General features: G+C 66.5%; 19 protein-coding genes and 1 tRNA gene. 6 read left to right on the top strand and 14 right to left on the bottom strand.

Going from position 1 to position 22196, the window contains the following annotated elements:
* The first annotated feature begins 57 nt into the window (after positions 1-57).
* Positions 58-1308: an oligosaccharide flippase family protein gene (locus tag EV653_RS05860; protein WP_134098676.1), complete on the top strand. Its 1251-nt coding sequence runs from the start codon at positions 58-60 to the stop codon at positions 1306-1308.
* A 31-nt stretch (positions 1309-1339) separates the two neighbouring features.
* On the opposite strand, the gene EV653_RS05855 is transcribed toward EV653_RS05860, so the two are convergent.
* From EV653_RS05855 to EV653_RS05845, 3 genes are read right to left on the bottom strand one after another with little or no spacing between them, the layout of a single operon-like run.
* Positions 1340-2323, bottom strand: coding sequence for an ABC transporter permease (locus EV653_RS05855; RefSeq protein WP_134098674.1), 984 nt, complete (start codon positions 2321-2323; stop codon positions 1340-1342).
* Positions 2324-2327: 4 nt separating this feature from the next.
* On the bottom strand, positions 2328-3263 hold the full coding sequence (locus EV653_RS05850; RefSeq protein WP_134098672.1) for a carbohydrate ABC transporter permease: 936 nt from the start codon (positions 3261-3263) through the stop codon (positions 2328-2330).
* A complete protein-coding gene (locus EV653_RS05845) occupies positions 3260-5011 on the bottom strand; it encodes an extracellular solute-binding protein (RefSeq protein ID WP_134098670.1) in 1752 nt (583 codons plus the stop codon). The genes EV653_RS05850 and EV653_RS05845 overlap by 4 nt, the downstream gene beginning before the upstream one ends.
* A 245-nt stretch (positions 5012-5256) precedes the next feature.
* On the opposite strand from EV653_RS05845, the gene EV653_RS05840 reads away from it, so the two are divergent.
* On the top strand, positions 5257-5730 hold the full coding sequence (locus tag EV653_RS05840; protein ID WP_134098669.1) for an NUDIX hydrolase: 474 nt from the start codon (positions 5257-5259) through the stop codon (positions 5728-5730).
* 29 nt (positions 5731-5759) lie between these two features.
* Here the strand turns inward: EV653_RS05840 and polA are convergent, their stop codons facing one another.
* Positions 5760-8462, bottom strand: coding sequence for a DNA polymerase I (gene polA, locus EV653_RS05835; RefSeq protein ID WP_134103951.1), 2703 nt, complete (start codon positions 8460-8462; stop codon positions 5760-5762).
* Positions 8463-8566: 104 nt separating this feature from the next.
* On the opposite strand from polA, the gene EV653_RS05830 reads away from it, so the two are divergent.
* Positions 8567-8956, top strand: coding sequence for a hotdog fold thioesterase (locus tag EV653_RS05830; RefSeq protein ID WP_134103949.1), 390 nt, complete (start codon positions 8567-8569; stop codon positions 8954-8956).
* Here the strand turns inward: EV653_RS05830 and EV653_RS05825 are convergent.
* The gene (locus tag EV653_RS05825; protein WP_238159586.1) at positions 8919-9542 is read right to left on the bottom strand and encodes a GNAT family N-acetyltransferase; all 624 of its coding nucleotides are present in this window, start codon (positions 9540-9542) and stop codon (positions 8919-8921) included. The two genes, EV653_RS05830 and EV653_RS05825, sit on opposite strands and share 38 nt — an antisense overlap.
* A gap of 157 nt (positions 9543-9699) precedes the next feature.
* Between EV653_RS05825 and EV653_RS05820 the strand changes: the two genes are divergently transcribed.
* Positions 9700-10440 carry a DUF554 domain-containing protein gene (locus EV653_RS05820; RefSeq protein WP_134098664.1) on the top strand — a complete coding sequence of 247 codons (741 nt, stop codon included), beginning with the start codon at positions 9700-9702 and terminating at the stop codon, positions 10438-10440.
* A gap of 18 nt (positions 10441-10458) precedes the next feature.
* Here the strand turns inward: EV653_RS05820 and EV653_RS05815 are convergent, their stop codons facing one another.
* The 7 genes from EV653_RS05815 to EV653_RS05785 all read right to left on the bottom strand — a co-directional run bounded on the left by EV653_RS05815 (position 10459) and on the right by EV653_RS05785 (position 17736).
* Positions 10459-11175: an ABC transporter ATP-binding protein gene (locus EV653_RS05815; RefSeq protein WP_134098662.1), complete on the bottom strand. Its 717-nt coding sequence runs from the start codon at positions 11173-11175 to the stop codon at positions 10459-10461.
* A complete protein-coding gene (locus EV653_RS05810) occupies positions 11172-12038 on the bottom strand; it encodes an ABC transporter ATP-binding protein (protein ID WP_134098659.1) in 867 nt (288 codons plus the stop codon). Before EV653_RS05810 ends, EV653_RS05815 begins: the two co-directional genes overlap by 4 nt.
* Positions 12035-13747 carry a branched-chain amino acid ABC transporter permease gene (locus EV653_RS05805; RefSeq protein ID WP_134098657.1) on the bottom strand — a complete coding sequence of 571 codons (1713 nt, stop codon included), beginning with the start codon at positions 13745-13747 and terminating at the stop codon, positions 12035-12037. The genes EV653_RS05810 and EV653_RS05805 overlap by 4 nt, the downstream gene beginning before the upstream one ends.
* Positions 13744-15060: a branched-chain amino acid ABC transporter permease gene (locus tag EV653_RS05800; RefSeq protein WP_134098655.1), complete on the bottom strand. Its 1317-nt coding sequence runs from the start codon at positions 15058-15060 to the stop codon at positions 13744-13746. Before EV653_RS05800 ends, EV653_RS05805 begins: the two co-directional genes overlap by 4 nt.
* Positions 15061-15145: 85 nt before the next feature.
* Complete coding sequence (locus EV653_RS05795) at positions 15146-16387, bottom strand: branched-chain amino acid ABC transporter substrate-binding protein (RefSeq protein WP_238159585.1); 1242 nt, start codon at positions 16385-16387, stop codon at positions 15146-15148.
* A 179-nt stretch (positions 16388-16566) separates the two neighbouring features.
* Entirely contained in the window at positions 16567-17148 is a 582-nt protein-coding gene (locus EV653_RS05790) for an ANTAR domain-containing response regulator (RefSeq protein ID WP_134098654.1), read from the bottom strand.
* 18 nt (positions 17149-17166) lie between these two features.
* Positions 17167-17736: a transcriptional regulator gene (locus EV653_RS05785; protein WP_238159584.1), complete on the bottom strand. Its 570-nt coding sequence runs from the start codon at positions 17734-17736 to the stop codon at positions 17167-17169.
* A gap of 290 nt (positions 17737-18026) precedes the next feature.
* Between EV653_RS05785 and EV653_RS05780 the strand changes: the two genes are divergently transcribed.
* Positions 18027-18100 (top strand) — tRNA-Leu (locus tag EV653_RS05780).
* Between the two features lie 49 nt (positions 18101-18149).
* On the top strand, positions 18150-18899 hold the full coding sequence (locus EV653_RS05775; RefSeq protein ID WP_134098650.1) for a transcriptional regulator: 750 nt from the start codon (positions 18150-18152) through the stop codon (positions 18897-18899).
* Positions 18900-19103: 204 nt separating this feature from the next.
* On the opposite strand, the gene pyk is transcribed toward EV653_RS05775, so the two are convergent.
* Together pyk and EV653_RS05765 are read right to left on the bottom strand one after the other, a co-directional pair.
* Positions 19104-20555 (bottom strand): pyruvate kinase, encoded by a 1452-nt coding sequence (gene pyk, locus EV653_RS05770; RefSeq protein ID WP_134098648.1) that lies wholly within the window; start codon positions 20553-20555, stop codon positions 19104-19106.
* Between the two features lie 99 nt (positions 20556-20654).
* Positions 20655-22190 carry a metallophosphoesterase family protein gene (locus EV653_RS05765; RefSeq protein WP_134098646.1) on the bottom strand — a complete coding sequence of 512 codons (1536 nt, stop codon included), beginning with the start codon at positions 22188-22190 and terminating at the stop codon, positions 20655-20657.
* Between the last annotated feature and the right edge of the window lie 6 nt (positions 22191-22196).

The following is a 22196-nucleotide window of genomic DNA, read 5'->3' as shown; positions in this document are numbered from 1 at the left end:
ACCGTGAGGTCGGCAATATCACCCCATCGATATCCCACCGATCCGAGGCCGCACAGAATGACGTCGGGCACCACCCAACCGCAGGCGCCCCGCAGTGCCTTCCTGCGCAGCGCCACGGTGGTCGCCGTCGCGATGGCGATCATGAACGTGGCCGCCTACGGGTTCACGCTGATCGCCTCCCGCCGGCTGATACCGGAGCAGTTCGGAGCGATCACCGCCCTCCTGGGTCTGCTGCTGATCGGTAACGTCGCCTCACTCGGTCTGCAGGCTGCCGGCGCTCGCCAGCTCGCCACGCACACCGGGAAGGGCGCAGCCGCGCTGGCCGACGCGATGCTGCGTGCAGGCCGTCGGGCTGCTCTCGGGCTCACAGCGCTCTGCCTGGTACTGACGCCGCTGTTCATGTGGCTGCTCCACATCGACTCGATCGTCGCCATCCTGCTGCTCGCTCCGACGTTGGGCGGCCTCACGCTGATGGGTTCGCAGCTCGGCGTACTGCAGGGCAGCCAGCGCTGGACCGAGCTGGCCGCCGTCTATTTCTCCACCGGGGTCGGCCGGCTGGTCCTCGGCGGCGGTGCACTGCTGATCCACCCGTCGCTCGACTGGGCCATGGCCGGTCTCGCGCTCGGTGCCGCCGTACCGGCTGTGCTCGGTCAGTTCTTCCTGCGCGGCTCCAGCGGCTCGACAACTCAGCAGGTCAAGGACGTACTGCGAGAATCTGTGCACGGCACGCACACGCTGCTCGCGTTCTTCGCTCTGGCCAACGCCGATGTCCTCTTCGCCCGCGCCCTGCTCGACGAGAAGGACAGCGGGTACTACGCGGCCGGTCTGATCATCGCGAAAGCCTGCCTGTTCCTGCCGCAGTTCGTCATCGTGCTCGTGTTCCCATCGCTGGCCAACTCCCCCGGCGACACCCTCCGGCTGCGACGCTCGATCATGGCCGTCGCGGGTCTGGGCGTCTGCGCGGTCGTCGGCACGTTGATCCTGCCCGGCATCGTCGTCGAGGTCATCGGCGGCAAGGAGAAGTACGCGCCGCTCGGCCCGTACACCTGGCTGTTCGCAGTCGCCGGCTCGGCGTACGCCGTACTGCAGCTCGTCGTATACGCCGCGATCGCGCAGCAGGAGAAACGCGCGGCGCTGGTGATCTGGATCGGCCTCGTCGTCCTCGCGGTGGCCGCCGGAATCGTGCTCGGCACCGACATCGCCACCGGCCTGAACGGCGTGAAGGTGCTGGTCGCGATGACCAGCACCTGCGCGCTCCTGCTCTCGGCCGTCCTGGCGACCGGACTGCACCGGCAGGCCGCCGAGTAGCCCACCAGAGACTCGCCTACCAAAGACTGGCCTACCAAAGACTGCTTCGCGCGAATCGGCGGGCGAAGGTGTTCGCCAGCACCAGCAGCACCAAGCCGATCACCGATCTGAAAAGCCCGATCGCGGTCGCGTAGCTGAACTGCGGCACGGACGACGCCAGACCGATCTTGTAGACGTAGGTGTCGATCACCTCGGCCACGTCGAGATTCAGGCTGTTCTGCATCAGCAGCACCTTCTCGAACCCGACGGACAGGATCCTGCCGATGTCCAGGATCAGCAGGATCACCGCCACCGGCACGATCGCCGGCAGGTCGATGTGCCACATCCGCCGCAGCCGCGAGGCTCCGTCCACGATCGCCGCCTCGTGCAGCTCCGGCGGCACACTGGTCAGCGCGGCCAGGTAGATGATCGCCGCGAATCCCATCGTCTGCCACGCGCCGGACCAGACGTAGAGGTGCCGGAACATCCCCGAGTCCCCCATCAGGTTCTGCGGCCCGATGCCGAACAGACCGAGGAGCTTGTTGGTCACGCCGGTGTTCGGGCTGGTCAGCACGACGAGCAGACCCACCACAACGACCGTGGAGATGAAGTGCGGCGCGTAGGTGATCAGCTGCGAGGCCCGGCTGAACCACTTCTTGCGGATCGTGTTCAGGCACAGCGCGAGGATGATCGGCAACGGGAACGTCGCCACCAACTCGTAGACGTGCAGGTACACGGTGTTCTTGATCAACCGCCAGAACTGGTACGACTCGACGAACCGGTGGAAGTACTTCATGCCGGCCCACGGGCTGCCCCAGATCCCGGACACCACGTTGTAGTCCTTGAAGGCGATGATCACGCCGTACATCGGCCAGTAGGCGAAGATCGCCAGCCAGAGCAGCGGTAGCGCGAGCATCGCGTACAGCTGCCAGTTGCGGCGCATCCGCAGCCCGAGGCCGACCGCGTTCTTCGCCGTCCGGGTCCGCTTGTGGGCCGCGGACCGGACGGCCGAACGAGCTTCTGTCGAGGTCGTCATGCCGTCATCCCTTCAGCGAGCCGACCATGGCTCCCTTGACGAAGTGCTTCTGCACGAACGGATAGACCAGCAGCGGCGGGATCATGCCGATCACGATCAGCGAGTACTTCAGCTGCTGCTGCAGCTCCTGCATCTGCAGCAACTTGCTGGTGTCCTGCATCTGCGACGGGTCGACCTTCGACTGGATCAGGATCTGCCGCAGCACCACCTGCAGTGGGAACAGGTGCTCGTTGGTCAGGTAGATCAGCGCGTTGAAGAACGAGTTCCACTGCCCGACCGCGTAGAACAACAGGTTCACCGCGATGATCGGCTTGCTCAGCGGCAGCACGACCCGCCAGAAGAAGCCGAAGTCGCTGCAACCGTCGACCTTCCCGGCCTCGACCAGCTCCTCCGGGATCGTCACCATGAAGTAGGTCCGGGTGATGATCACGTTCCAGACCGCCATCGCGGTCGGCAGGATGATCGCCCACCGCGTGTTCAGCAGTCCCAGCTGGTCGACCACGAGGTACGTCGGGATCAGGCCGCCGTTGAACATCATCGTGAACACGAACGCGCCCATGATGATGCCCTTGCCCGGCAGCCCCTTGCGCGACAGCGGGTACGCCGCGAGCAGCGTGAGAACCGTTGCCACGAGCGCGCCGACGAGCGCGTAGTACACCGAGTTGCCGAAACTGCTGACGATCGCCTTGTAGTCGAAGATCGCCCGGTAGGCATCCAGCGTGAAGCCGACCGGCCACAGCCAGACCTCTCCGGCCGACACCTTCCTGGTGTTGCTGACCGACGCGCTGAGGACATAGACCAGCGGGTAGAGGATCGCCAGGCAGAACAGGCCGAGCGCGGTGTAGATGCAGGCCATCGCGATCTTGTCACCGCGGGTGTCCTGGATCGACGCGCCCACCGCCAGCCGCTGCTCGTCAGGCGGCAGAGTCCCGGCGCTCATGAGTTATACGTCTCGTAGGCGGCCTGCTGGAGCTCGAGATACGGCTTCACGCCGATCTTGCTGACCCGGTCCTTGTAGTCGTTCCAGGCGCCGTCGTCGTTCGGGTCGAGCTGCCCGGTGAGGAACTTCGCGAACGACTGATTCACCTCACCCTTGAGGTTGGTCTTCAGCTCCGCCTCCTGCGCGGCCTGGTCCTGATCCAGCGTGACCGGCGGGAACTGCATCTCCTGCGGCTGCTTCAGCGGGAAGAAGCGCTCCTTGGTCTGCTCGTAGAGTGGCTTCTCGAAGGTCAGATCGCCCGGCAGCACCCGTTCGCCCAGCCGGAAGTCCTGGGAGCGGTACATCGGGTTGTCCTGACCCCAGTTGAGGTTCTTCTGCGAGTTCCAGGTCGCGTCGAACCCGTACACCGCCTGCTTGCCGTTGATCCCGAGGTCACCCTTCTTCGCCCACGCGAACTTCGGACCGCCGTACCCGCGCAGGATCGCCTCCAGCTCGTACTGCGCGTCGGCCCACTGCACCAGCAGGTCCGGCTTGGCGCACTTCTTGGTGATCACCAGGTGCGCGACCTCGACGCCGACGTTCAGGTAGTCCCACGCGGCGTACTGGACGCCGTTCGGTCCCTTGAGCGGCGGGCAGGCCTCGTACTGGCGCCAACGCGCGTTCAGGTCCTTCTGGTCGATGTCGAGGAAGTTGCCCCAGTAGTTCGACCGGGCACCGCCGATCAGCGGTTTGCCCGGCGCGTTGCCGTAGCGCTTCAACTGGTCCCCGTCGGCGGTGAAGACGTCCCGGCTGATCAGACCTTCCTTGTAGAGACCGTTCACGTACTTCAGGCCCTCGCGCCATTCGTCCTTGTCGAACGCGACATCGACCTTGCCGTCCTTGACCACCAGCCACGGCTCGCCCGGATCGTAGAGGAACGCGTTCATGAAGAACGGGTCGAGCGGAGCCTCGTTGTAGCCCGCGAACGGGATCGTCTTGCCGTTGCCGGCCAGGTCCGCCTTCTTGAACGCACGCAGTACTTCGCGGAACTCGTCGGTGGTCTTCGGCATCGCCAGGCCGACCTGCTTGATCCAGTCGACGTTCAGCCATCCACGTCCGTCGATGGCCCGGCAGTGGAAGCAGTCGTTGATCCCCGGGAACGAGTAGATCTTCTTGTCCGGCGCCTGGATCAGCTTGCGCGTCTCCGGGTAGTCCTTCATCGCCTGCTGCAGGTTCAGTGCGTAGGCGTCGATGTGCTGACCGACGTCGGTGAAGAGCCCTTGGGCGCCGTACAGGAACAGCTGGGAGCGGGTGAAGCCGATACCCAGGAACGCGTCCGGGATGTCGCCGGCCGCGATCATCGCGTTGACCTTGGTCATCACGTCGTCGTCGGTGCCGCCGATCTGGCTCCACTCGATGTGCACGCCGGTCTTCTGCTCGAGCCACTTCGTGAAGGCGTTGGTCTTCCAGTCCCCGATCGTCACGTCCTGCTTGACGACGATCTTGAACGTCACCTTCTCGGTGGTGAGCGGTTGCAGCGTGCGGGCGACCGGCCCGACGTACCCCGGCGGGTACTGCACGGTGGTCAGCTTCGGGCCGAGGGTCACGCTCGGGGCGGCCTCGCCGGCGCCCGCGGCCGCGGCGCCGGCGTTGCTCTTGCCACTACACCCACTGAGCAGGCCGCCGCCGGCAGTCACCGCGGTCAGGCCGAGGGCCCCCGCGATCAATGATCGACGGCTGACTCCAAGGCGCGCGTCATCGTTCGGCATGGTTCCTCCTGGCGGCTGGTCGGAACAAAAGACGAAATATCCGAGAGCGATATCCGATAGGATCTCGGATCTTTGCCCCGGAGAATGACATAGAAAGCAGTTGCGCGGAAGACCTCATCGGACACTGACCGAGATCGGTCCATCACTGTCGGTATCTTGCGCGGCAAACGCTTACCGCTTGCGTTCGGTGACCAAACTTTCTTGCAGAAAGAAACCGCAACGGCCCGTTCTATAGGGTTTCGCTCATGGCGACCCCGAAGTTCATCCTCGACCTCCGCACGAAGATCGGGCACGACCTGCTCTGGCTCACGGGCATCACCGGTGTCGTCCTCAACGACGCGGACGAGGTCCTGCTGGTCCGGCGCGCGGACAACGGCCGCTGGAGCCTGGTCGCCGGCATCCTGGAGCCCGGCGAACAGCCGGCCGTCGGCCTGATCCGCGAGATCCAGGAGGAGACCGCGGTCGAGGCAGAGATCGTGCGGCTGGTCAGCATGGAGTCGCTCCCACCGGCCAGTTACCCGAACGGCGACCGGGTCCAGTTCCTCGACCTGTGCTTCCGCTGCCGTCCGCTGCGCGGTGAGCCGCGCGTCAACGACGACGAGTCACTCGACGTCCGTTGGTGGCCGCTGAACGACCTGCCCGACTTGACGGACCGGGAGCGGGCGTCCATCGAGAACGCCCTTTCCCCCGATCCGATGCCGGTGTACGTGACTCCCTAGTGGCTGTCCAGAGACCGTCCAGTGGGCGGCTAGTGGGCAGCTTCGTGCCAGGTGCGGCCGACGCCGACCGAGACATCCAGCGGAACGGCCATGTCGACGGCGTGGCCCATGTCGTGGCGGACCAGTTCCTCGAGGGCCTCGCGTTCGCCGGGGGCGATCTCGAAGACCAGTTCGTCGTGGACCTGGAGGAGCATCCGGGACTTCAGGCCGGAGTCACGCAGGGACGCGTCGACCTTGAGCATCGCCATCTTGATGACGTCGGCGGCCGAGCCCTGGATCGGTGCGTTCAGGGCCATCCGCTCGGCCATCTCGCGGCGCTGGCGGTTGTCGCTGGTCAGGTCCGGCAGGTACCGCCGGCGGCCCAGGATCGTCTCGGTGTACCCGGTCTTACCGGCGTCGATCACGATCGACCGCAGGTAGTCCCGCACGCCGCCGAAGCCCTCGAAGTACTCGTCCATCAGGCCCTTGGCCTCGTCCACGCCGATCTTCAGCTGCTGACTCAGTCCGTACGCCGACAGGCCGTAGGCGAGGCCGTAGTTCATCGCCTTGATCTTGGCGCGCTGCTCCTGCGTCACCGCCGACGGCTCGACCGAGAACACCCGGGACGCGGTCACCGAGTGGAAGTCCATCCCGGAGTTGAACGCGTCGATCAGGCCCTGGTCCTTCGACACGTGCGCCATGATCCGCATCTCGATCTGGCTGTAGTCCGCCGACATCAGCGACTCGTTGCCCTCGCCGACGATGAAGGCCTGCCGGATCCGGCGGCCCTCCTCGGTCCGGATCGGGATGTTCTGCAGGTTCGGGTCGGTGGAGCTGAGTCGCCCGGTCGCCGCGATCGTCTGGTTGAACGTGGTGTGGATCCGGCCGTCGCGCGGGCTGATCGTCTTCAGCAGGCCCTCGACCGTCTGCCGCAGCCGGGTCGCGTCCCGGTGCGCCAGCAGGTACGCCAGGAAGGGGTGCTCGGTCTTCTCGAACAGCGCCTGCAGCGAGTCGGCGTCCGTGGTGTACCCGGTCTTGGTCCGCTTGGTCTTCGGCATCTGCAGCTCGTCGAACAGCACCACCTGCAGTTGCTTCGGCGACCCGAGGTTGATCTCCTTGCCGATCACCTCGTACGCCGAGGTGGCGGCGTCCCGCACTCCGGTGGCGAACCGGTCCTCGAGCTGCTCCAGGTACGGCCGGTCGACCGCGATGCCGTCGCGCTCCATGGCGGCGATGACCTGGATCAACGGCAGCTCGACGTCCGCGAGCAGCCGAGTGCCGGCCTGCTTCTCGAGCTCGGCATCCAGCGTGTCGGCGAGATCGGCGATCGCGCGGGCGCGCAGCATCGTGTGGTCCGCGGCCGGGCCGCCCTCCACGTCGTCGAAGCTGAGCTGACCGTTCTCGGCCTCCTCGTTGCGCAGCTCGCGCTTGAGATACCGCACGGTCAGGTCGGCCAGGTCGTACGCACGCTGGTCCGGGCGGACCAGATACGCGCTCAGTTGGGTGTCCGAGCTCAGACCGCCGAGCGTCCAGCCACGCTCCATGAAGCCGAGGAGCGGACCGTTCACGTCGTGGAGCGCCTTCGGCTGCTTCTCGTCGGCCAGCCACGCCTGCCAGGCGGACTCGTCGTCAGGCGTCATCGTCGTCGGGTCGAACCAGGCTGCCGCTCCGGAGGTGTTCGCCAGGGCCAGCCCGGTGATCTGGCCGGTCCCGCCGCCCCAGCTGCCCTGCACCGCGACGCCGACGCGCTCACCCGTCATCACGTGTTCCTTCAGCCAGGCAGCCACCTCGCCCGGCTTCAGCTGCGTTCCCTCCAGCTCGAACCCGTGGTCGACGGTCGCGTCGACCTCCTCGTGCTCGGCGACGAGCCGCTCGCGCAACACCCGGAACTCCAGGCTGTCGAAGAGCGTGTGCACCTTGTCGCGGTCCCACGGTGTCCGGACCAGGTCGTCGACCGTGACGTCCAGGGTCAGGTCGCGGACCAGCTCGTTGATCTGGCGGTTCCGGATCACGTCGGCGAGGTGCTCGCGCAGCGACTCGCCGGCTTTGCCCTTGATCTCGTTGACCCGGTCGACCACATCGTTCAGCGAGCCGAACTGGTTCAGCCACTTGGCCGCGGTCTTCGGCCCGACACCGGGCACGCCCGGCAGGTTGTCGCTCTGCTCCCCGACCAGCGCGGCGAGATCCGGATACAGCTGCGGGGTGACGCCGTACTTCTCCTCGACCGCGGCCGGGTCCATCCGGGCGATCTCGGACACGCCACGCTTCGGGTACAGCACCGTGACGTCGTCGCTGACCAGCTGGAACGAATCCCGGTCACCGCTGCTGATCAGCACCTCGAAGCCCTGCTCGGACGCCTGCGTGGCGAGCGTGGCGATGATGTCGTCGGCCTCCCAGCCGTCGATCTCGGTGGTCGGGATCCGGAGTGCCTCCAGCACCTCCTTGACCAGCGAGACCTGCCCCTTGAACTCGTCCGGGGACTTCGAGCGACCCGCCTTGTACTCCGCGTACTGCTCCGAGCGGAAGGTCTTGCGGGACACGTCGAACGCCACGCAGATATGCGTCGGCTGCTCGTCGCGGAGCATGTTGATCAGCATCGAGGTGAACCCGTACACCGCGTTGGTGTGCTGCCCGGTGGTCGTGGAGAAGTTCTCCACCGGGAGCGCGTAGAACGCCCGGTACGCCAGCGAGTGCCCGTCCAGCAGCAGGATCCGCGGCCGGCCCGTGCCCGGGGCCGCGGCATCCTTGGTCATGGTCGAGGTGTTGGTATCTGGAGCCACACACCGACTCTAGTGGGTCCCGTGGACAGTTCTGACACACTGCTTCCGTGACAGATGAAACCAACCTCGGCCCGGGCATGGGCATGGAGGGCACGCTCCTCCAGCTGATGGGAATCGTTGTCAGCGAAGCGTCACCCGAGCGGGTGGTCGCGACGATGCCCGTCAAGGGCAACACCCAGCCGTACGGTCTGCTCCACGGCGGCGCGTCCTGCGTCCTGGCCGAGAGTCTCGGCTCGATCGGCTCCGCGCTGCACGCGGCGACGTACGGGAAGGTCGCGGTCGGCGTCGACATCAACGCGACCCATCACCGCGCGGTCCGCGAGGGCGTCGTCACAGGTGTCGCGACCCCGATCTACCTCGGCCGTACGACGACGTCGTACGAGGTGATCGTCACCGACGAGCGGGACAAACGGGTCTGCACCGCGCGGATCACTTGCCAGCTGATTCAGGCTCCGCCGGGGAGCTGACCACCGTGCCGTCGACCGTGCCGCCCACAGAGCCACCGGCAGTGCTGCCGCCAGAGCCGCCGAGCTGAGCGCGGCGGGCGAAGGCGGAGCGGCGGGACGAGAGCAGGGCCAGCAGGTTCGGCGCGTGCTCGGCGGCGAGCCGGCGACGGACCGTGTGCGTGTTCGCGAACCGCAGTACGCCGGCCTGTCCGAGACCGAGGCGGGCCAGGAACCGGTTCGCCTCGCGGGCGATCGCGGGCGCGACGACGGCCAGGTGCGCGCAGCCCTCGTGCTCGGCCCACGCGACCGCTTCCGCGATCAGGGCCTTGCCGAGACCGTGCCGGCGGGCGGAGTCGCTGACATGCAGGTATTCGACGGTGACCGTGGTGTCGTCGTGCAGCGGGCTGACCGCCGTCCGGCGCAGGTACGCCATGCCGTGGATCTCGCCGTCCAGTTCACCCACCAGCAGACGGCCGGACGGATCGTCCAGGTGCTTGCTCACGGCAACCTCGGCGGCGGCCGTCGACGGCGGCGCGGGCAACCGGGACGGCAGCCCGGCGGTGGTCAGCTCACGCCACAACGCGACCAGGTCGGCGGCGTCACTCACGCGCGCGTCCCTCACCTCGATGGCAGCCACCACAGCGACCTCCTGGGTCCGGTCCACCCCCGAGGTGAACGGACGGGCCGATACGCTCGTCCTCGCGCAACAGTAGGCCCTCGGGGGTCACATGCAAAGCTGACCAGAGCTGTCCGGAGGGACCAGTTTGTTCATCGGAATCGGGACCGTCGTGAACGTCGCGACGGTGCTCGTCGGATCGGTACTCGGCGTACTCGTCGGACATCGGCTCAGTCACCGCACCAGGGATCTGGTCACCGACGCGATCGGCCTGGTCACGCTGCTGATCGCGATCTCCTCCGCACTGACCGTCGGGGACAAGGCGCTCAGCGACGCGGTCGGTGACAGCGCCCCGGTCCTGATCGTGCTGGGCGCGATGCTGATCGGCGGGATCATCGGCTCGCTGCTGCACATCGAGGAACGGCTGGAAGGTTTCGGCGCCTGGATGCAGCGCCGGTTCGACCGCGGCGAAGGGCAGAGCACGTTCGTCGAAGGGTTCGTGTCGGCGTCGATGGTGTTCTGCGTCGGGCCGCTGACGTTCCTCGGTTCACTGTCCGACGGTCTCGGCCGCGGCGCGGATCAGCTGTATCTGAAGGCGGTTCTCGACGGTTTCACCTCGATCGCCTTCGCCGCATCCTTCGGCTGGGGTGTCGCGGCGTCGGCTCTCGTCGTACTCGTCGTCCAGGGGTCGATGACAGCAGTAGGTGCCCTGCTGGGCGACGTACTGCCGGACGCGCATGTGACGGCCCTCGGCGCTACCGGCGGCGTGATGCTGATCGGCGTAGCGCTCAGACTCCTGAAACTGAAGCAGGTAGCGGTCGCAGACCTGCTACCTGCCTTGATCGTGGCGCCGCTGCTGGTTCAGTTGCTCGTTGTCATCCGCAACTGAACCAGCAGCGACGACCTCTCAGTCCTCGCCCAGATAGGCTTTACGGACCGAGTCGTTCACCAAGAGATCGCTGCCGGAACCCGACAGCACGATCTTCCCGACCTCGAGCACGTAGCCGTAGTCGGCCCGCTTCAACGCAGCCTGCGCGTTCTGCTCGACCAGCAGGATCGTCGTCCCCTGCCGCTGCAGTTCGGTCACCGTGGACATGATCCGCTTCATCATGATCGGCGACAGACCCATCGACGGCTCGTCCAGCATCAGCAGCTTCGGCCGGCTCATCATCGCCCGGCCCATCGCCAGCATCTGCTGCTCACCGCCGGAGAACGTGCCGGCCGGCTGCTTGCGCCGCTCCCCCAGGATCGGGAACAGGTCGTACGCCGCGTCCAGATCGGTCCGCACGCCCGAGGGGTCCTTGCGGGCGAACGCGCCGAGCATCAGGTTCTCCTCGACCGACAGCCGGGGGAAGATCCGCCGGCCTTCCGGCGAGTGCGCCAGCCCACGCGCCACGATGTCGTGCGCGGCCACCTGCTCGATCCGCTCACCCTGGAACAGGATCTCGCCCGACGTCGGCCGGAGCAGCCCCGAGATCGTCCGCAGCGTGGTGGTCTTGCCGGCGCCGTTGGTGCCGATCAGCGACACCACCTGCCCCTGCTCCACGCTGAAGCTGATCTTCTTCACCGCAACGATCTTGCCGTAGGCAACTTCCAGGTCACGGACCTCGAGCATCGCGCTCACGGGGTCTCCTCCCCTTCGGCGGGGGCGTCCTGGAGGCGCTCCACCTCTTCCTCGTCGTCCTCCTCGCCGGTGCCGATGTAGGCCTCGATCACCCGCGGGTCGGACTGCACCTCGTGCGGCGTGCCCTCGATCAGGGCCTCGCCGCGGACCAGGCAGAGCACCCGGTCGCAGAGGTTGAAGATGAACCGCATGTCGTGCTCGATCACCACGACCGACAGCCCCGAGTCCCGGATCTTGAAGATCAGGTCACTGGCCTGCCGGGTCTCCAGCGGGTTCATACCGGCCGTCGGCTCGTCCAGCAGGATGAGCTTCGGGTCGGTGGCCAGCGCCCGCGCGATCTCGAGCCGGCGCTGGTCGCCGTACGGCATGTTCCGGGCCAGGTGCTCGGTCGACTTGCCAAGGCCCACGAACTCCAGGAGCTCCTGGGCGCGCGCCGTGGTGGCAGCCTCCTCGCGGCGGAACTTCGGCCCCCGCAGGACCGACGTGAGCGCGCCCGAGCTGGTCCGGCAGTACCGGCCGACCATCACGTTCTCGAGCGCGGTCATGTTGGCGAACAGGCGGATGTTCTGGAACGTCCGCGCCATCCCGGCCTTGACGACCGCCCGTGGCTTGGGCGGCAGCGGCGTACCGGAGAACCTGACCTGGCCGCTGGTCGGCTTGTAGAGGCCGGTCAGGCAGTTGAAGAAGGTCGTCTTGCCGGCCCCGTTCGGGCCGATCAGGCCGACGATCTCGCCTTCCCGGACGGTCAGGTTGACGTCGTTGACCGCGAGCAGACCACCGAACCGCATGGTCACGCCAGTGGCCTCCAGCACCGCGGCGCCAGGTGCTCGCGCCGGGGCCGGGTTCGATTCGGTGACGGTCATTTCGCCTCCTCCACCAGTAGGTGCTCATCGTCGATCTCGACGGCCAGCTGTTCGTCCTCTTCGTGGAACTCCAGCTGGCGGCGTCTGTTCGCGACCAGACCCTCGGGCCGGAACCGCATCATCAGCACCAGCAGCAGACCGAACAGCAGCAGCCGGTACTCCGAGAAGAACCGCAGCTTCTCCGGCAGCAGCTTCAGGATCGTTGCACCCAGCAACACACCGGCGATGGTGCCCATACCGCCGAGCACGATCGCGGCGAGCAGGAACGCCGACTCCAGGAAGATGTACTGGTCCGGGCTGACCGCGCCGTCCTGGTGGGCCTTGATGGTGCCCGCCAGGCCGGCCAGGAAGGCACCGACCGCGAACGCGAGCAGCTTCAGCCCGAACGTGTTCACGCCCATTGCCTCGGCTGCCTTCTCGTCCTCGCGGATCGCCACCCAGCCACGGCCGATCCGGCTGTTGTTCAGCCGGGAGAAGACCAGGATGACGAACGCGGTCAGGACCAGCAGCAGGAAGTAGTAGTTCGAGAACCGGCCGAGCTCGATCCCGGCGACCGTGTGCACCTCACCGAAGTTGAATCCGCCGATCTCCAGGTCCGGGATGCCGGGGACGCCGTTCGGGCCGTTGGTCAGGTTCGGGCCGTTGTTGCCGTCCAGGTTGAACATCGAGAACCGGAAGATCTCACCGAAGCCCAGCGTCACGATGGCCAGGTAGTCACCCGAGACCCGCAGGGTCGGCGTACCGATGATCAGACCCAGGGTCGCCGCGACGCCGGCACCGATCAGCATGACGACCAGGAACGGCGGCTTCCACCCGACGGTGGCGAACGCCGAGGTCGACATGGTGGCGGCGACGTATGCACCGGACCCGAGGAACGCGATGTACCCGAGGTCCAGCAGGCCGGCCAGACCGACCACGATGTTCAGGCCCATCGCGGTCGCCGCGAAGACCAGCACCTGAGTGGCGATCGACATGTTCGCGTCCGACCCGCCCTGGGTGAACGGGAACAGGAACGCGACCAGGAACGCCGACAGCGTGAGCACCTTGCGGTTGCGCTGGCTGACGTGGCCGATCCAGGTCAGCGACCCGGTCCGGAACAGTACGGTCACGAGTGCCGCGAGGAAGACCAGGCAGAGGATGAACGACCAGGCGTCCTCCAGGCCGAGCGCGTACGCCGCGACGAACAGCACCGCGGCCATCAGGACCGCGATCGCGAGGATCTCGAACCAGGCCGGCAGTCGCGCTTCGCTCATGTCCCGCAAGTGCCGCAACGGCAGCATCCAGGCGCTGACCAGGATCAGCACGGCGCCGCCGAGCGAGACGTAAGCACCGGGGTTCACGTTGATCAGGCCGTCGGAGTCGGCCGTGATCGCGATCACGACCAGCACCATGTACAGGGTGAGAGTCACGCCCAGTGCCCGCAGACCGGCGGTGGCGTCGAGCCACGCGCCCAGCTTGGTCAACGGACCCTTCTCGGCCAGCAGCAGGACCAGCGCGACCACAGCGAGAATGATCGCCAGGATCTGCAGGCCGCCGGGATAGAAGTTGATCGACAGGTCACCCAGGATCGAGCTGTCGTAGCTCCAGGACAGGAAGGAGCCGACGATCACGAGCACCACCCCGGCCAGACCGAGCGGCCAGGCCAGCGGCTTGGCTTCCGGCTCGGCCGCGGTCCCCGGCTCCGCCGGAGGCGTCTTCACATCGGTCATGCCCGGTCCACCACCCTCGCGCCGAGCAGGCCCTGCGGCCTGAACACCAGTACCAGAATCAGGATCACGAAGGCCCAGACGTCCTTCCAGGTGCTACCACCGAACTGGCCCGGGATGTACTGCGTCGCCATCGCCTCGATGACACCGAGCACCAGCCCGCCGACGACAGCGCCGTAGACGTTGCCGATACCACCCAGAACGGCGGCGGTGAACGCCTTCAGACCGGCCAGGAAGCCCATCCGGAAGTCGATGTTGTTGTTCTGCAGTCCCTGCGAGACACCCGCGATGGCCGCGAGTACGGCACCGAGCGCGAACGCGACCACGATGATCCGGTCGACGTTGATACCCATCAGCCGGGCGGTGTCCGGGTCCTGCGACACCGCCTGCATGCCACGTCCGAGCCTGGTCCGGTTGATGAAGAACCACAGCAGGGCGGCACAGATCGCCAGCGCGGCCATGGTGAAGATCGCGGACCGCTGGATCGTCACGCCGCCGACATCGAACGCGGTCCCGGTCACCACATCGATCTGCGGGAACGGGATGCGCTGCTTGGCGCTCGGCCAGGTGATGCTGCTGATGAGCTTCTCGAAGAGCACCCAGCCCACCACCGCGGCCACGGCCGCAGCGGCCGCAGCCGCGGCGATCGCCTGGATCTTGATCTCCGTGCGCGCCCTCCGGCGTACCACGAGACCGGCCAGCCAGCCGATCGCCGTACCGACGACCGCGCCGCCGACGATGACGAGCGCCACCATCACAGCGGTCAGGTCGCTGTCGACCTGCCGCACCACGACCCAGACGGCGACGGCGCCGACCACGGCGCCGATCAGCGCGGCACGGTCGTACCACTTGCTCACCGGGTGGTTCAGCTCGGCCTTCGCCACTCGCGCGCCGACGTAGTAGCCGACGCCCAGCGCCGCGAAGGCGAAGGCGAACAACGTCCAGCCCGGGCGCTCGTAGAACAGCCGGACGAACTCCTGCAAGAAGACCGAGATGCCGATCGCGGTGATCAGCGGTGCGAGTCGTGGCGCGTTCCGCAGGGGACGGTACGCGACACGTTCCATCGCCACGGCCGTGCCGACCGAGGCGAGGATGGCACCGATGATCATGATCGGCAGGATCCACAGGCTGGTCTTGCCGTCGAAGAACAACAGGTACGTCGTCAGTGCGCCGAACGCACCGATCATGAAGACCTCGCCGTGGGCGAAGTTGATGAGCTGCACGATGCCGTAGACGACGGTGTAGCCCACCGCGATCAAGGCGTACAGCGAGCCCAAGGTCAGCCCGTTGACGAGCTGCTGGAAGAACTGGTCCACGTCGACCTCCCATCTGCCTCAGTTATGACACGCCACGGGGGTGGGAGGATCGCTCCCACCCCCGAGACATGAGGGTCAACTTTGCTTACTTGTCTTCGAACGCCTTGGTCTCGACGGTGGCCCACTTGCCGCCGGCAACCTTGTAGACGGTGAGCACCTTCGAGGTGGTGTCGCCGTACTGGTCGAAGGAGACCTTGCCGGTCACGCCGTCGAACGAGACCTTGCTCATCGCGTCGACCGTCGCCTGACGCGCGGACTCGACGTCCTTGGCGTCCTTCAGCGAGGTCTTCAGCGCCGCGATGATCGCGTTGGCCGCGTCGAAGGAGTAGCCGCCGTACGCCGCGTACGGGTCCTTGTAGCCCGCCGCGTTGTAGTCGGAGACGAACTTCTTCGCCGACTCCAGCGTGTCGACCGGCGCACCGACCGAGGTGGCCAGGTCGTTGTCGCTGGTCTTACCGGCCAGGGTGATGTACTTCGGGTCGTAGATGCCGTCGCCGCCCATCAGCGGGACGTTCAGACCGGCGGCCTTCATCTGCTGCGAGAGCGGACCGGCCTGCGGGTACTCACCACCGTAGTAGACCGCCTGCGGGCCGGACGGCTTGATCGACGAGATCACGGCCTGGTAGTTCGAGTCGTCCGGGTTGATGGTCTGCGCCGCGACGACCTGACCACCCAGCTTCTTGAACTCCTCGGTGAAGGTGCCGACCAGGCCCTGGCCGTAGGCCTTCTTGTCGTGGATCGTGGCGACCTTGGTGATCTTCGCCGTCTCGTACAGGTACCGGGCCGCGAACGGACCCTGCACCGCGTCGGTGGTGCAGGTGCGGAAGTACGTCGGGTACGGCCGCTTCGGGTCGGTCTGCCAGTTGGCGCCCTGGGTCAGGCCCGGGCCGGTGTTGGCCGGCGAGACCTGGACGATCTTCGCCGAGGCGAGAACCGGCTGAACCTGCTGGCTGACGCTGGTGTTCAGCGTGCCGACGACGCCGACCACGTCCTTGTCACCGGCAAGCGCGGTGGCCGCGTTCTTACCCGGGTCCGGCTTCGCCTCGTCGTCCTTCGGCACGACCTCGAGCTTCCAGCCCGGAATCGCGTTGGAGTCGTTGGCCTGCTTCACGGCCAGCTCGACGGAGTGCTGGATACCCAGACCCAGGGCCGACAAGTCTCCGGACAGCGGCGCGATGACGCCGATCTTGGCAGTCTTCGTCGAACCCCCGGAGCTGCCCCCGGAGTCGTTGCCACTGCGTGAGCCGCAGGCAGTCAGGGCCAACGACGCAACGATCAGCGACGCGCCGACCCTTACTACGGAACGCTGGTGCACTGTTCCTCCCATGTCTGGATAGTCCGGCAAATCCCCGGACTCCCGCGTTTGCCGCGAGCATCCGCAGGTTAGACCTCGTGCGGCTCTCCAGGCGATGTGACAGAGCGTGTGTTGTGAGGTCGTTACAGCGGTAAGCAGCATGGGTTCGAATGGTGCTGTACCACCGCTCAGGGCGTTGAGCGGAGAGTGATTCAGTCGCTACTGCCAGCCTCGTCAACCACCAACTGCGCGACCTGGCGCATCGAAACTCTTTTATCCATTGCGGTTTTCTGGATCCAGCGGAACGAGTCCGGCTCGGACAACCCGAACTTGGTCTGCAGGATCGACTTGGCCCGGTCGACCAGCTTGCGCGTCTCCAGCCGCTCGGCCAGGTCCGCGACCTCGCGCTCCAGCTCGGCGAGCTCGACGTACCGGGACGCGGCGATCTCGATCGCGGGCAGCAGATCGGCCTTGGAGAACGGTTTCACCAAGTACGCCATCGCGCCGGCGTCACGCGCCCGCTCGACCAGCTCCCGCTGCGAGAACGCGGTCAGCATCAGCACCGGCGCGATCCGCTCCCCCGCGATCTTCTCCGCCGCACTCAACCCGTCCAGCTTGGGCATCTTCACATCGAGAATCACCAGATCCGGCCGCTGCTCCTCCGCCAGCCGGATCGCCTCTTCCCCGTCCCCCGCCTGCCCGACGACGTCATACCCCTCTTCCGCGAGCATCTCGGCCAGATCCATCCGAATCAGAGCCTCGTCCTCAGCGATCACCACACGCTTAGCAGTCACGCCCACACCTTAGCGACCTCACCCCTTAACCCCCACGAACCCGTCCAACACCGCCACCGCATCTTTCCGGCTGACCGCGATCGCGTTACGCCTCGGCTGCCGCCAGGCGATCCCCAACAGATCCAACGCATCGGTGAGAATCTTGCGGATGTCCTCCGACTCGTTCGAGAACATGTAGCGAACGTAGTAGTACCGCTTCTCACTCGCCGGCTTGCTAGCCCAGTTCACAAACCTGCACCCGTCCGAGTGAAACAGCCCTCGCAACAACTGTTCGGGGTACTTGGCAACTATCTCCAACTGCCACTCCTCGAGCGCGATCTTCCTCTCATGCTTCCGCCCGGGCCCATGCTGCGGGAAGAGGCATGGCCAGTGCTTCCACCGCGCCTCGATCCGGATCGCGTGACCGTTCCGCAGGCAGGGACTGGCGGTAGGTTTCACCAGTCGCATCGTGGCTGCGATCTCCTGGTTGAGGACCGGGTACTTCGGATCGTTCGAGATCGACAACACGTACACGCCCCGCCTGGCTTTCGCGATGTGGCCGTCGCCCAGGTACCACCCGAGCAACAACGCGTACGCCGACTCGTCCAACTCCGCCCCGTCACACCGAGGACAAGGAGTTCCCGGGTATGCAGTCCCTCGCGGCAAGCCACGCCGCTGGTACAGCCGACGCCACCGGCGAATCGTCTTGATGGCAACACCGTGGATCTCGGCGTTGATCTTGTCGCTGACCCCGTCATCCGACATCCGCAACGCAGAGTCCACCGTCTCCTGCGACCTGAAGTGAGCCATGCCCAAGCATCCGCAACCGCACCGACAGTTTCGGTAGTCATGTCGATGCGCGATGAGCCACGTCGATGCGCTAACATCTCTCTGGCCACGCCCTGGTATTCCAATTGGCAGAGAATGCGGATTCAAAACCCGTACAGTGTGGGTTCGAGTCCCACCCAGGGCACCTTCGTCATCGACCGCGATCTGTCGGTCGTCTCTGCGAGTCTCTCGTCATGTACGACGAGCAGATGCGCGTGATTGCCCGCGCCGCAATGGCTCGTGGGGAGAGTCTCAACTCGATCAGTCAGCGGCTCGGGGTGAGTCGGGCTACCCTGCGTGACTGGCGTGACCGCGACGGGCGTGCGTCGTACCCGGGCGACTGCCCGCGATGCACGAACGGCAAGCTGGAGGCTGCGTCGTACGCGCATTTGCTGGGGTTGTATCTGGGTGACGGAAGCCTGTCGAAGCACCGGCGCGAGGTGTACGCCCTCAGGATCGCGTGCGACGACGCCTACCCTCGGCTGATCGACGAGGCTGCCGAGGCGGTTGTCGCCGTACGTCCGGGTCGGCCGGTGCACCGGGTCCGGGCCGTGGGATACACGTCGCTCGTCGCCTACTGGAAGCACTGGCCGTGCTTGTTCCCCCAGCACGGCCCCGGCCCGAAGCATCACCGCCGCATCGAGCTGATGCCTTGGCAACAGGAGATCGTTGCCAACCACCCCGAACTCTTCCTCCGCGGCCTGTTCAACTCCGACGGCTGCCGAGTCGCAAACTGGACCGCCCGCACAGTCCGCGGCGAGGTCAAGCGCTACGAATACCCCCGCTACATGTTCGCCAACGAGTCCCCCGACATCATGCACCTCTGCCAGAGGTCCCTAGACCTACTAGCCATCCCCTGGCGCATGCCCCGCCCCAACGCCCTATCAGTCGCCCGCCGAGAAGCAGTCGCCCAACTAGACACCTTCATCGGCCCAAAGTCATAAGCAAACCAACCCAACCTCCAGCCGCCCGACCACCAAACCCGCCCAGTCCCAATCCCAGTTCTTCGCCCTTGCTCTTTCCCTGCACGAGCACCACCGATCCGCCAGCCGGCCACCCAAGCCAGCCACTTCTCAAATCTCTGTTTCTGGCTCGTACATGGGTGAGCCGGGCAGATGGTTGGCTGCCCGGCTCTGTTCAAGCTGTTGTTACGGGTTTTGGCTGCGGTAGGCGGGGGCTATTCCTTCGATGGCGTCGCCCATGCGGTGGACTCGGAGGGCGTTGGTGGAGCCGGGGATGCTGGGTGGGGAGCCGGCGACGATGACGACCAGGTCGCCCTTCTGGAGCTTGCCGAGTTCCAGGAGGCGCTGGTCTACTTGGCGGACCATTTCGTCGGTGTGTTCGACGGTCGGGACGATGTACGTCTCGATGCCCCACACGACGCTCAGCCAGGAGCTGACCGACGGGACCGGGGTGAAGGCGAGCAGCGGTACTTCGGTGCGGTACCGCGCCAACCTCAGCGCGGTGTCACCCGACTGCGTGAAGGCGATCAGGTACTTCGCGTCCAGCCGCTCGGCGACATCCGCGGCGGCCCGGGCGATCACGCCGCCCTTGGTCTTCGGCTCCCACTCGATCGCCTGGACCCGGCTGAGGCCGTGCTCCTCGGTGGACTCCACGATCCGCGCCATCGTCTTGACGGTCTCGATCGGGAACCGGCCGACGCTGGTCTCGCCGGACAGCATGACCGCGTCCGCACCGTCGAGTACGGCGTTCGCGACGTCGGATGCCTCGGCCCGCGTCGGGCGCGGCGCGGAGATCATCGACTCGAGCATCTGGGTGGCGACGATGACCGGCTTCGCGTTCAGCCGGGCCTGGTCGATGATCAGCTTCTGGACCAGCGGGACCTCCTCGAGCGGGAGCTCCACGCCGAGGTCGCCGCGGGCGACCATGAACCCGTCGAACGCCTCGATGATCTCGTCCAGGTTGGCGACCGCCTGCGGCTTCTCGATCTTGGCGATGACCGGGAGCCGCAGCCCCTCCTCGTCCATGATCTTGTGCACGAGCTGGATGTCGGCCGCGTTCCGCACGAACGACAGCGCGATCATGTCGGCCGGCAGGTGCAAGGCCCAGCGCAGGTCCTCGACGTCCTTCTCGGACATCGCCGGCACGCTGACCGCGACACCGGGCAGGTTGATGCCCTTGTGGTTCGACACCGGCCCGCCGACGGTGACCCGGCAGACCACGTCGGTCTCGGTCACCTCCTCGGCCACCAGCGCGATCCGGCCGTCGTCGATCAGCAGCTGGTCGCCCGGCCGCACGTCACGCGGCAGGCCGTCGTACGTCGTCCCGCAGATGGTCTGATCGCCCGGCACCTCCCGGGTGGTGATCGTGAAGCGTTCGCCGTAGGTCAGCGTTGCCTTGCCCTCGGCGAACTCGGCCAGCCGGATCTTCGGTCCCTGCAGGTCGACCAGGATGCCGACGTTGCTCCCGGTCTCCGCCGCAGCGGTGCGGATCCGCTGGTAGATGCGCTCATGCTCGGCATGGGCCCCATGGCTCAGGTTGAGCCTTGCGACGTCCATACCTGCTTGGACGAGTTCCGTGATGCGCTCCGGGGCGGCCGTAGCCGGGCCGAGCGTACAAACGATCTTTGCGCGACGCACGTCACAAAACCCTACTCCTGCAAACCACTGACCCCGCTGGTCCACCCCCGTTACTGGACGGTTAACACCTGATGGCAATCGTCCACAGAGCCTGAATCGTCAAGAACTCAAGGGGTTGTAGGGCCCGACCGTCACATCGCCGCTGGGTTGCGCGGTGACCGTCTGCAGGCCGACCGGCAGCCCCTTCTGGTACGTGATGAGGGTGACCTCGCCGGGCTTCCGCAGCGTGTAGCCCAGGGCGAAGGCGTACGCCGCTCCCCCGGTCGTCCCGTTCGTGTACGTCGTGACCTCGCGGTCGCCGACCGGCCCGGTCGTGGGGCCGACCTGGCGGTGCAGATGTCCGGACAGCAGCAGTGACGCACACCCGCGCTCGGCAGTGGCGGCGAACGAGGACGGGTCGTGCACGACCATCGTCGAGATCCGCTTGTCCTCCGGCTGGTCGCAGGCGATGTCCGCGAGCCGCTGGGACTGGTGCTCGATCGTCTCGTCCCCCGGGGTGTCCGCACTGCCCAGCCCGGTCTTGGTCGGGTCGCTGTCGCCGAGGAACCGGATCCCCTCCACCTCGACCGGCTTGCTGTCGAGCACGGTGAACCCGGCCTTGCGCATGAATTCCTCGACGTGTCCGCCCGCGTCGTGGTTGCCCGCCACCGCGACCACCTTGAAGTCCTTGAAGTGCTGCCGCAGCGAGTTGATGCTGAACGCTTCCCAACTCTGTCCCGACGAGGTGTCGTCACCGGCGTCGATCAGGAGCTTGGCGCCGCCGGCCTTCGCCACCTCGGACGCGAATCCGTCGATCCCGATGTTGTCGTGCCGGTCCGACACCAGCAGCGCGACCGTCTGCTCCTTGCCCGGCTGGTGGATCTCCGGCGCGACGTCGGCGACCCGGTTCTTGAGCCGGCCGTACAGCTCGGTGGACTTCCGATACGTCTCGACCAGCGTCCGGATCACCCCGACGCCGCCGGTGGTCGAGAACCCGGACGCGACCTCGACCTTCTTCAACCGGTTGTCGAACGACATCTCCGGCAGCAGCTTGAACAACGGCTGCCACTGCGTGGGCGGTACTTCGGCCGGTCGCATCCGGCCGGGTCCGTAGATCGAGGCGATCGTGATCAGCATCGCGACCAGGACGACGATGGCGCGGTGCTCGAACCGGCGTTCGTGCCGGTGGACCAGGTGCCACAGTTCGCGCCGGCGGCGTGCGCCGACGGCTGTCCAGAGCGTCGCGACCACGACGACCACGAGCAGGCCGGTACCGGCTCCGGCGACCGCGTTGTCGACGGCCATCTGCTGGATGACCTGCTTGATCTGCCCGATTTCACCGTCGGGCTGGGACGCGATCAGGGTGTCGCGGGTGAGCAGCTCGGTGAGGTTGTCGGCATCGGTCTCCTGGACGTCGATGTTGACGCCGATGCTGCCCGGAGTGTCGGCCGGGATCCGCAGCCGCGGGAGTACGGCGCCGAGGTCGAGCGTCGCGTACCCGTCGAAGGTGGGCGACACCGTGGCCGCGTGCGCACCGATCGTGACCCGCTCGGAGTCGTTCACGAAGCCGAGCAGACCCACCACGACCGACGTCACCACAAAGAGCAAGCTCAGCGCGGCCCACGGCGCAATTGCCCTGAGCCGCGCTCTTGTCACCAACCG

Origin of the sequence: Kribbella pratensis (genome assembly GCF_004365355.1) — a bacterium.
In the GTDB taxonomy this organism is placed as follows: Bacteria; Actinomycetota; Actinomycetes; order Propionibacteriales; family Kribbellaceae; genus Kribbella.
The sequence above is the reverse complement of the archived record's forward strand: the minus strand, read 5'-3'. Positions and strand labels throughout refer to the sequence as shown.

Excerpts from the sequence above, each read along its gene's own strand:
- EV653_RS05840 (WP_134098669.1), top strand. The coding sequence starts at position 5,257 with ATGGCGACCCCGAAGTTCATCCTCGACCTCCGCACGAAGATCGGGCAC.
- EV653_RS05775 (WP_134098650.1), top strand. The coding sequence starts at position 18,150 with ATGTACGACGAGCAGATGCGCGTGATTGCCCGCGCCGCAATGGCTCGT.
- EV653_RS05850 (WP_134098672.1), bottom strand. The coding sequence starts at position 3,263 with ATGAGCGCCGGGACTCTGCCGCCTGACGAGCAGCGGCTGGCGGTGGGC.
- EV653_RS05855 (WP_134098674.1), bottom strand. The coding sequence starts at position 2,323 with ATGACGACCTCGACAGAAGCTCGTTCGGCCGTCCGGTCCGCGGCCCAC.
- EV653_RS05830 (WP_134103949.1), top strand. The coding sequence starts at position 8,567 with ATGGGCATGGAGGGCACGCTCCTCCAGCTGATGGGAATCGTTGTCAGC.
- EV653_RS05810 (WP_134098659.1), bottom strand. The coding sequence starts at position 12,038 with ATGACCGTCACCGAATCGAACCCGGCCCCGGCGCGAGCACCTGGCGCC.
- EV653_RS05860 (WP_134098676.1), top strand. The coding sequence starts at position 58 with ATGACGTCGGGCACCACCCAACCGCAGGCGCCCCGCAGTGCCTTCCTG.
- polA (WP_134103951.1), bottom strand. The coding sequence starts at position 8,462 with ATGACCAAGGATGCCGCGGCCCCGGGCACGGGCCGGCCGCGGATCCTG.
- EV653_RS05795 (WP_238159585.1), bottom strand. The coding sequence starts at position 16,387 with ATGGGAGGAACAGTGCACCAGCGTTCCGTAGTAAGGGTCGGCGCGTCG.
- EV653_RS05805 (WP_134098657.1), bottom strand. The coding sequence starts at position 13,747 with ATGACCGATGTGAAGACGCCTCCGGCGGAGCCGGGGACCGCGGCCGAG.
- EV653_RS05845 (WP_134098670.1), bottom strand. The coding sequence starts at position 5,011 with ATGCCGAACGATGACGCGCGCCTTGGAGTCAGCCGTCGATCATTGATC.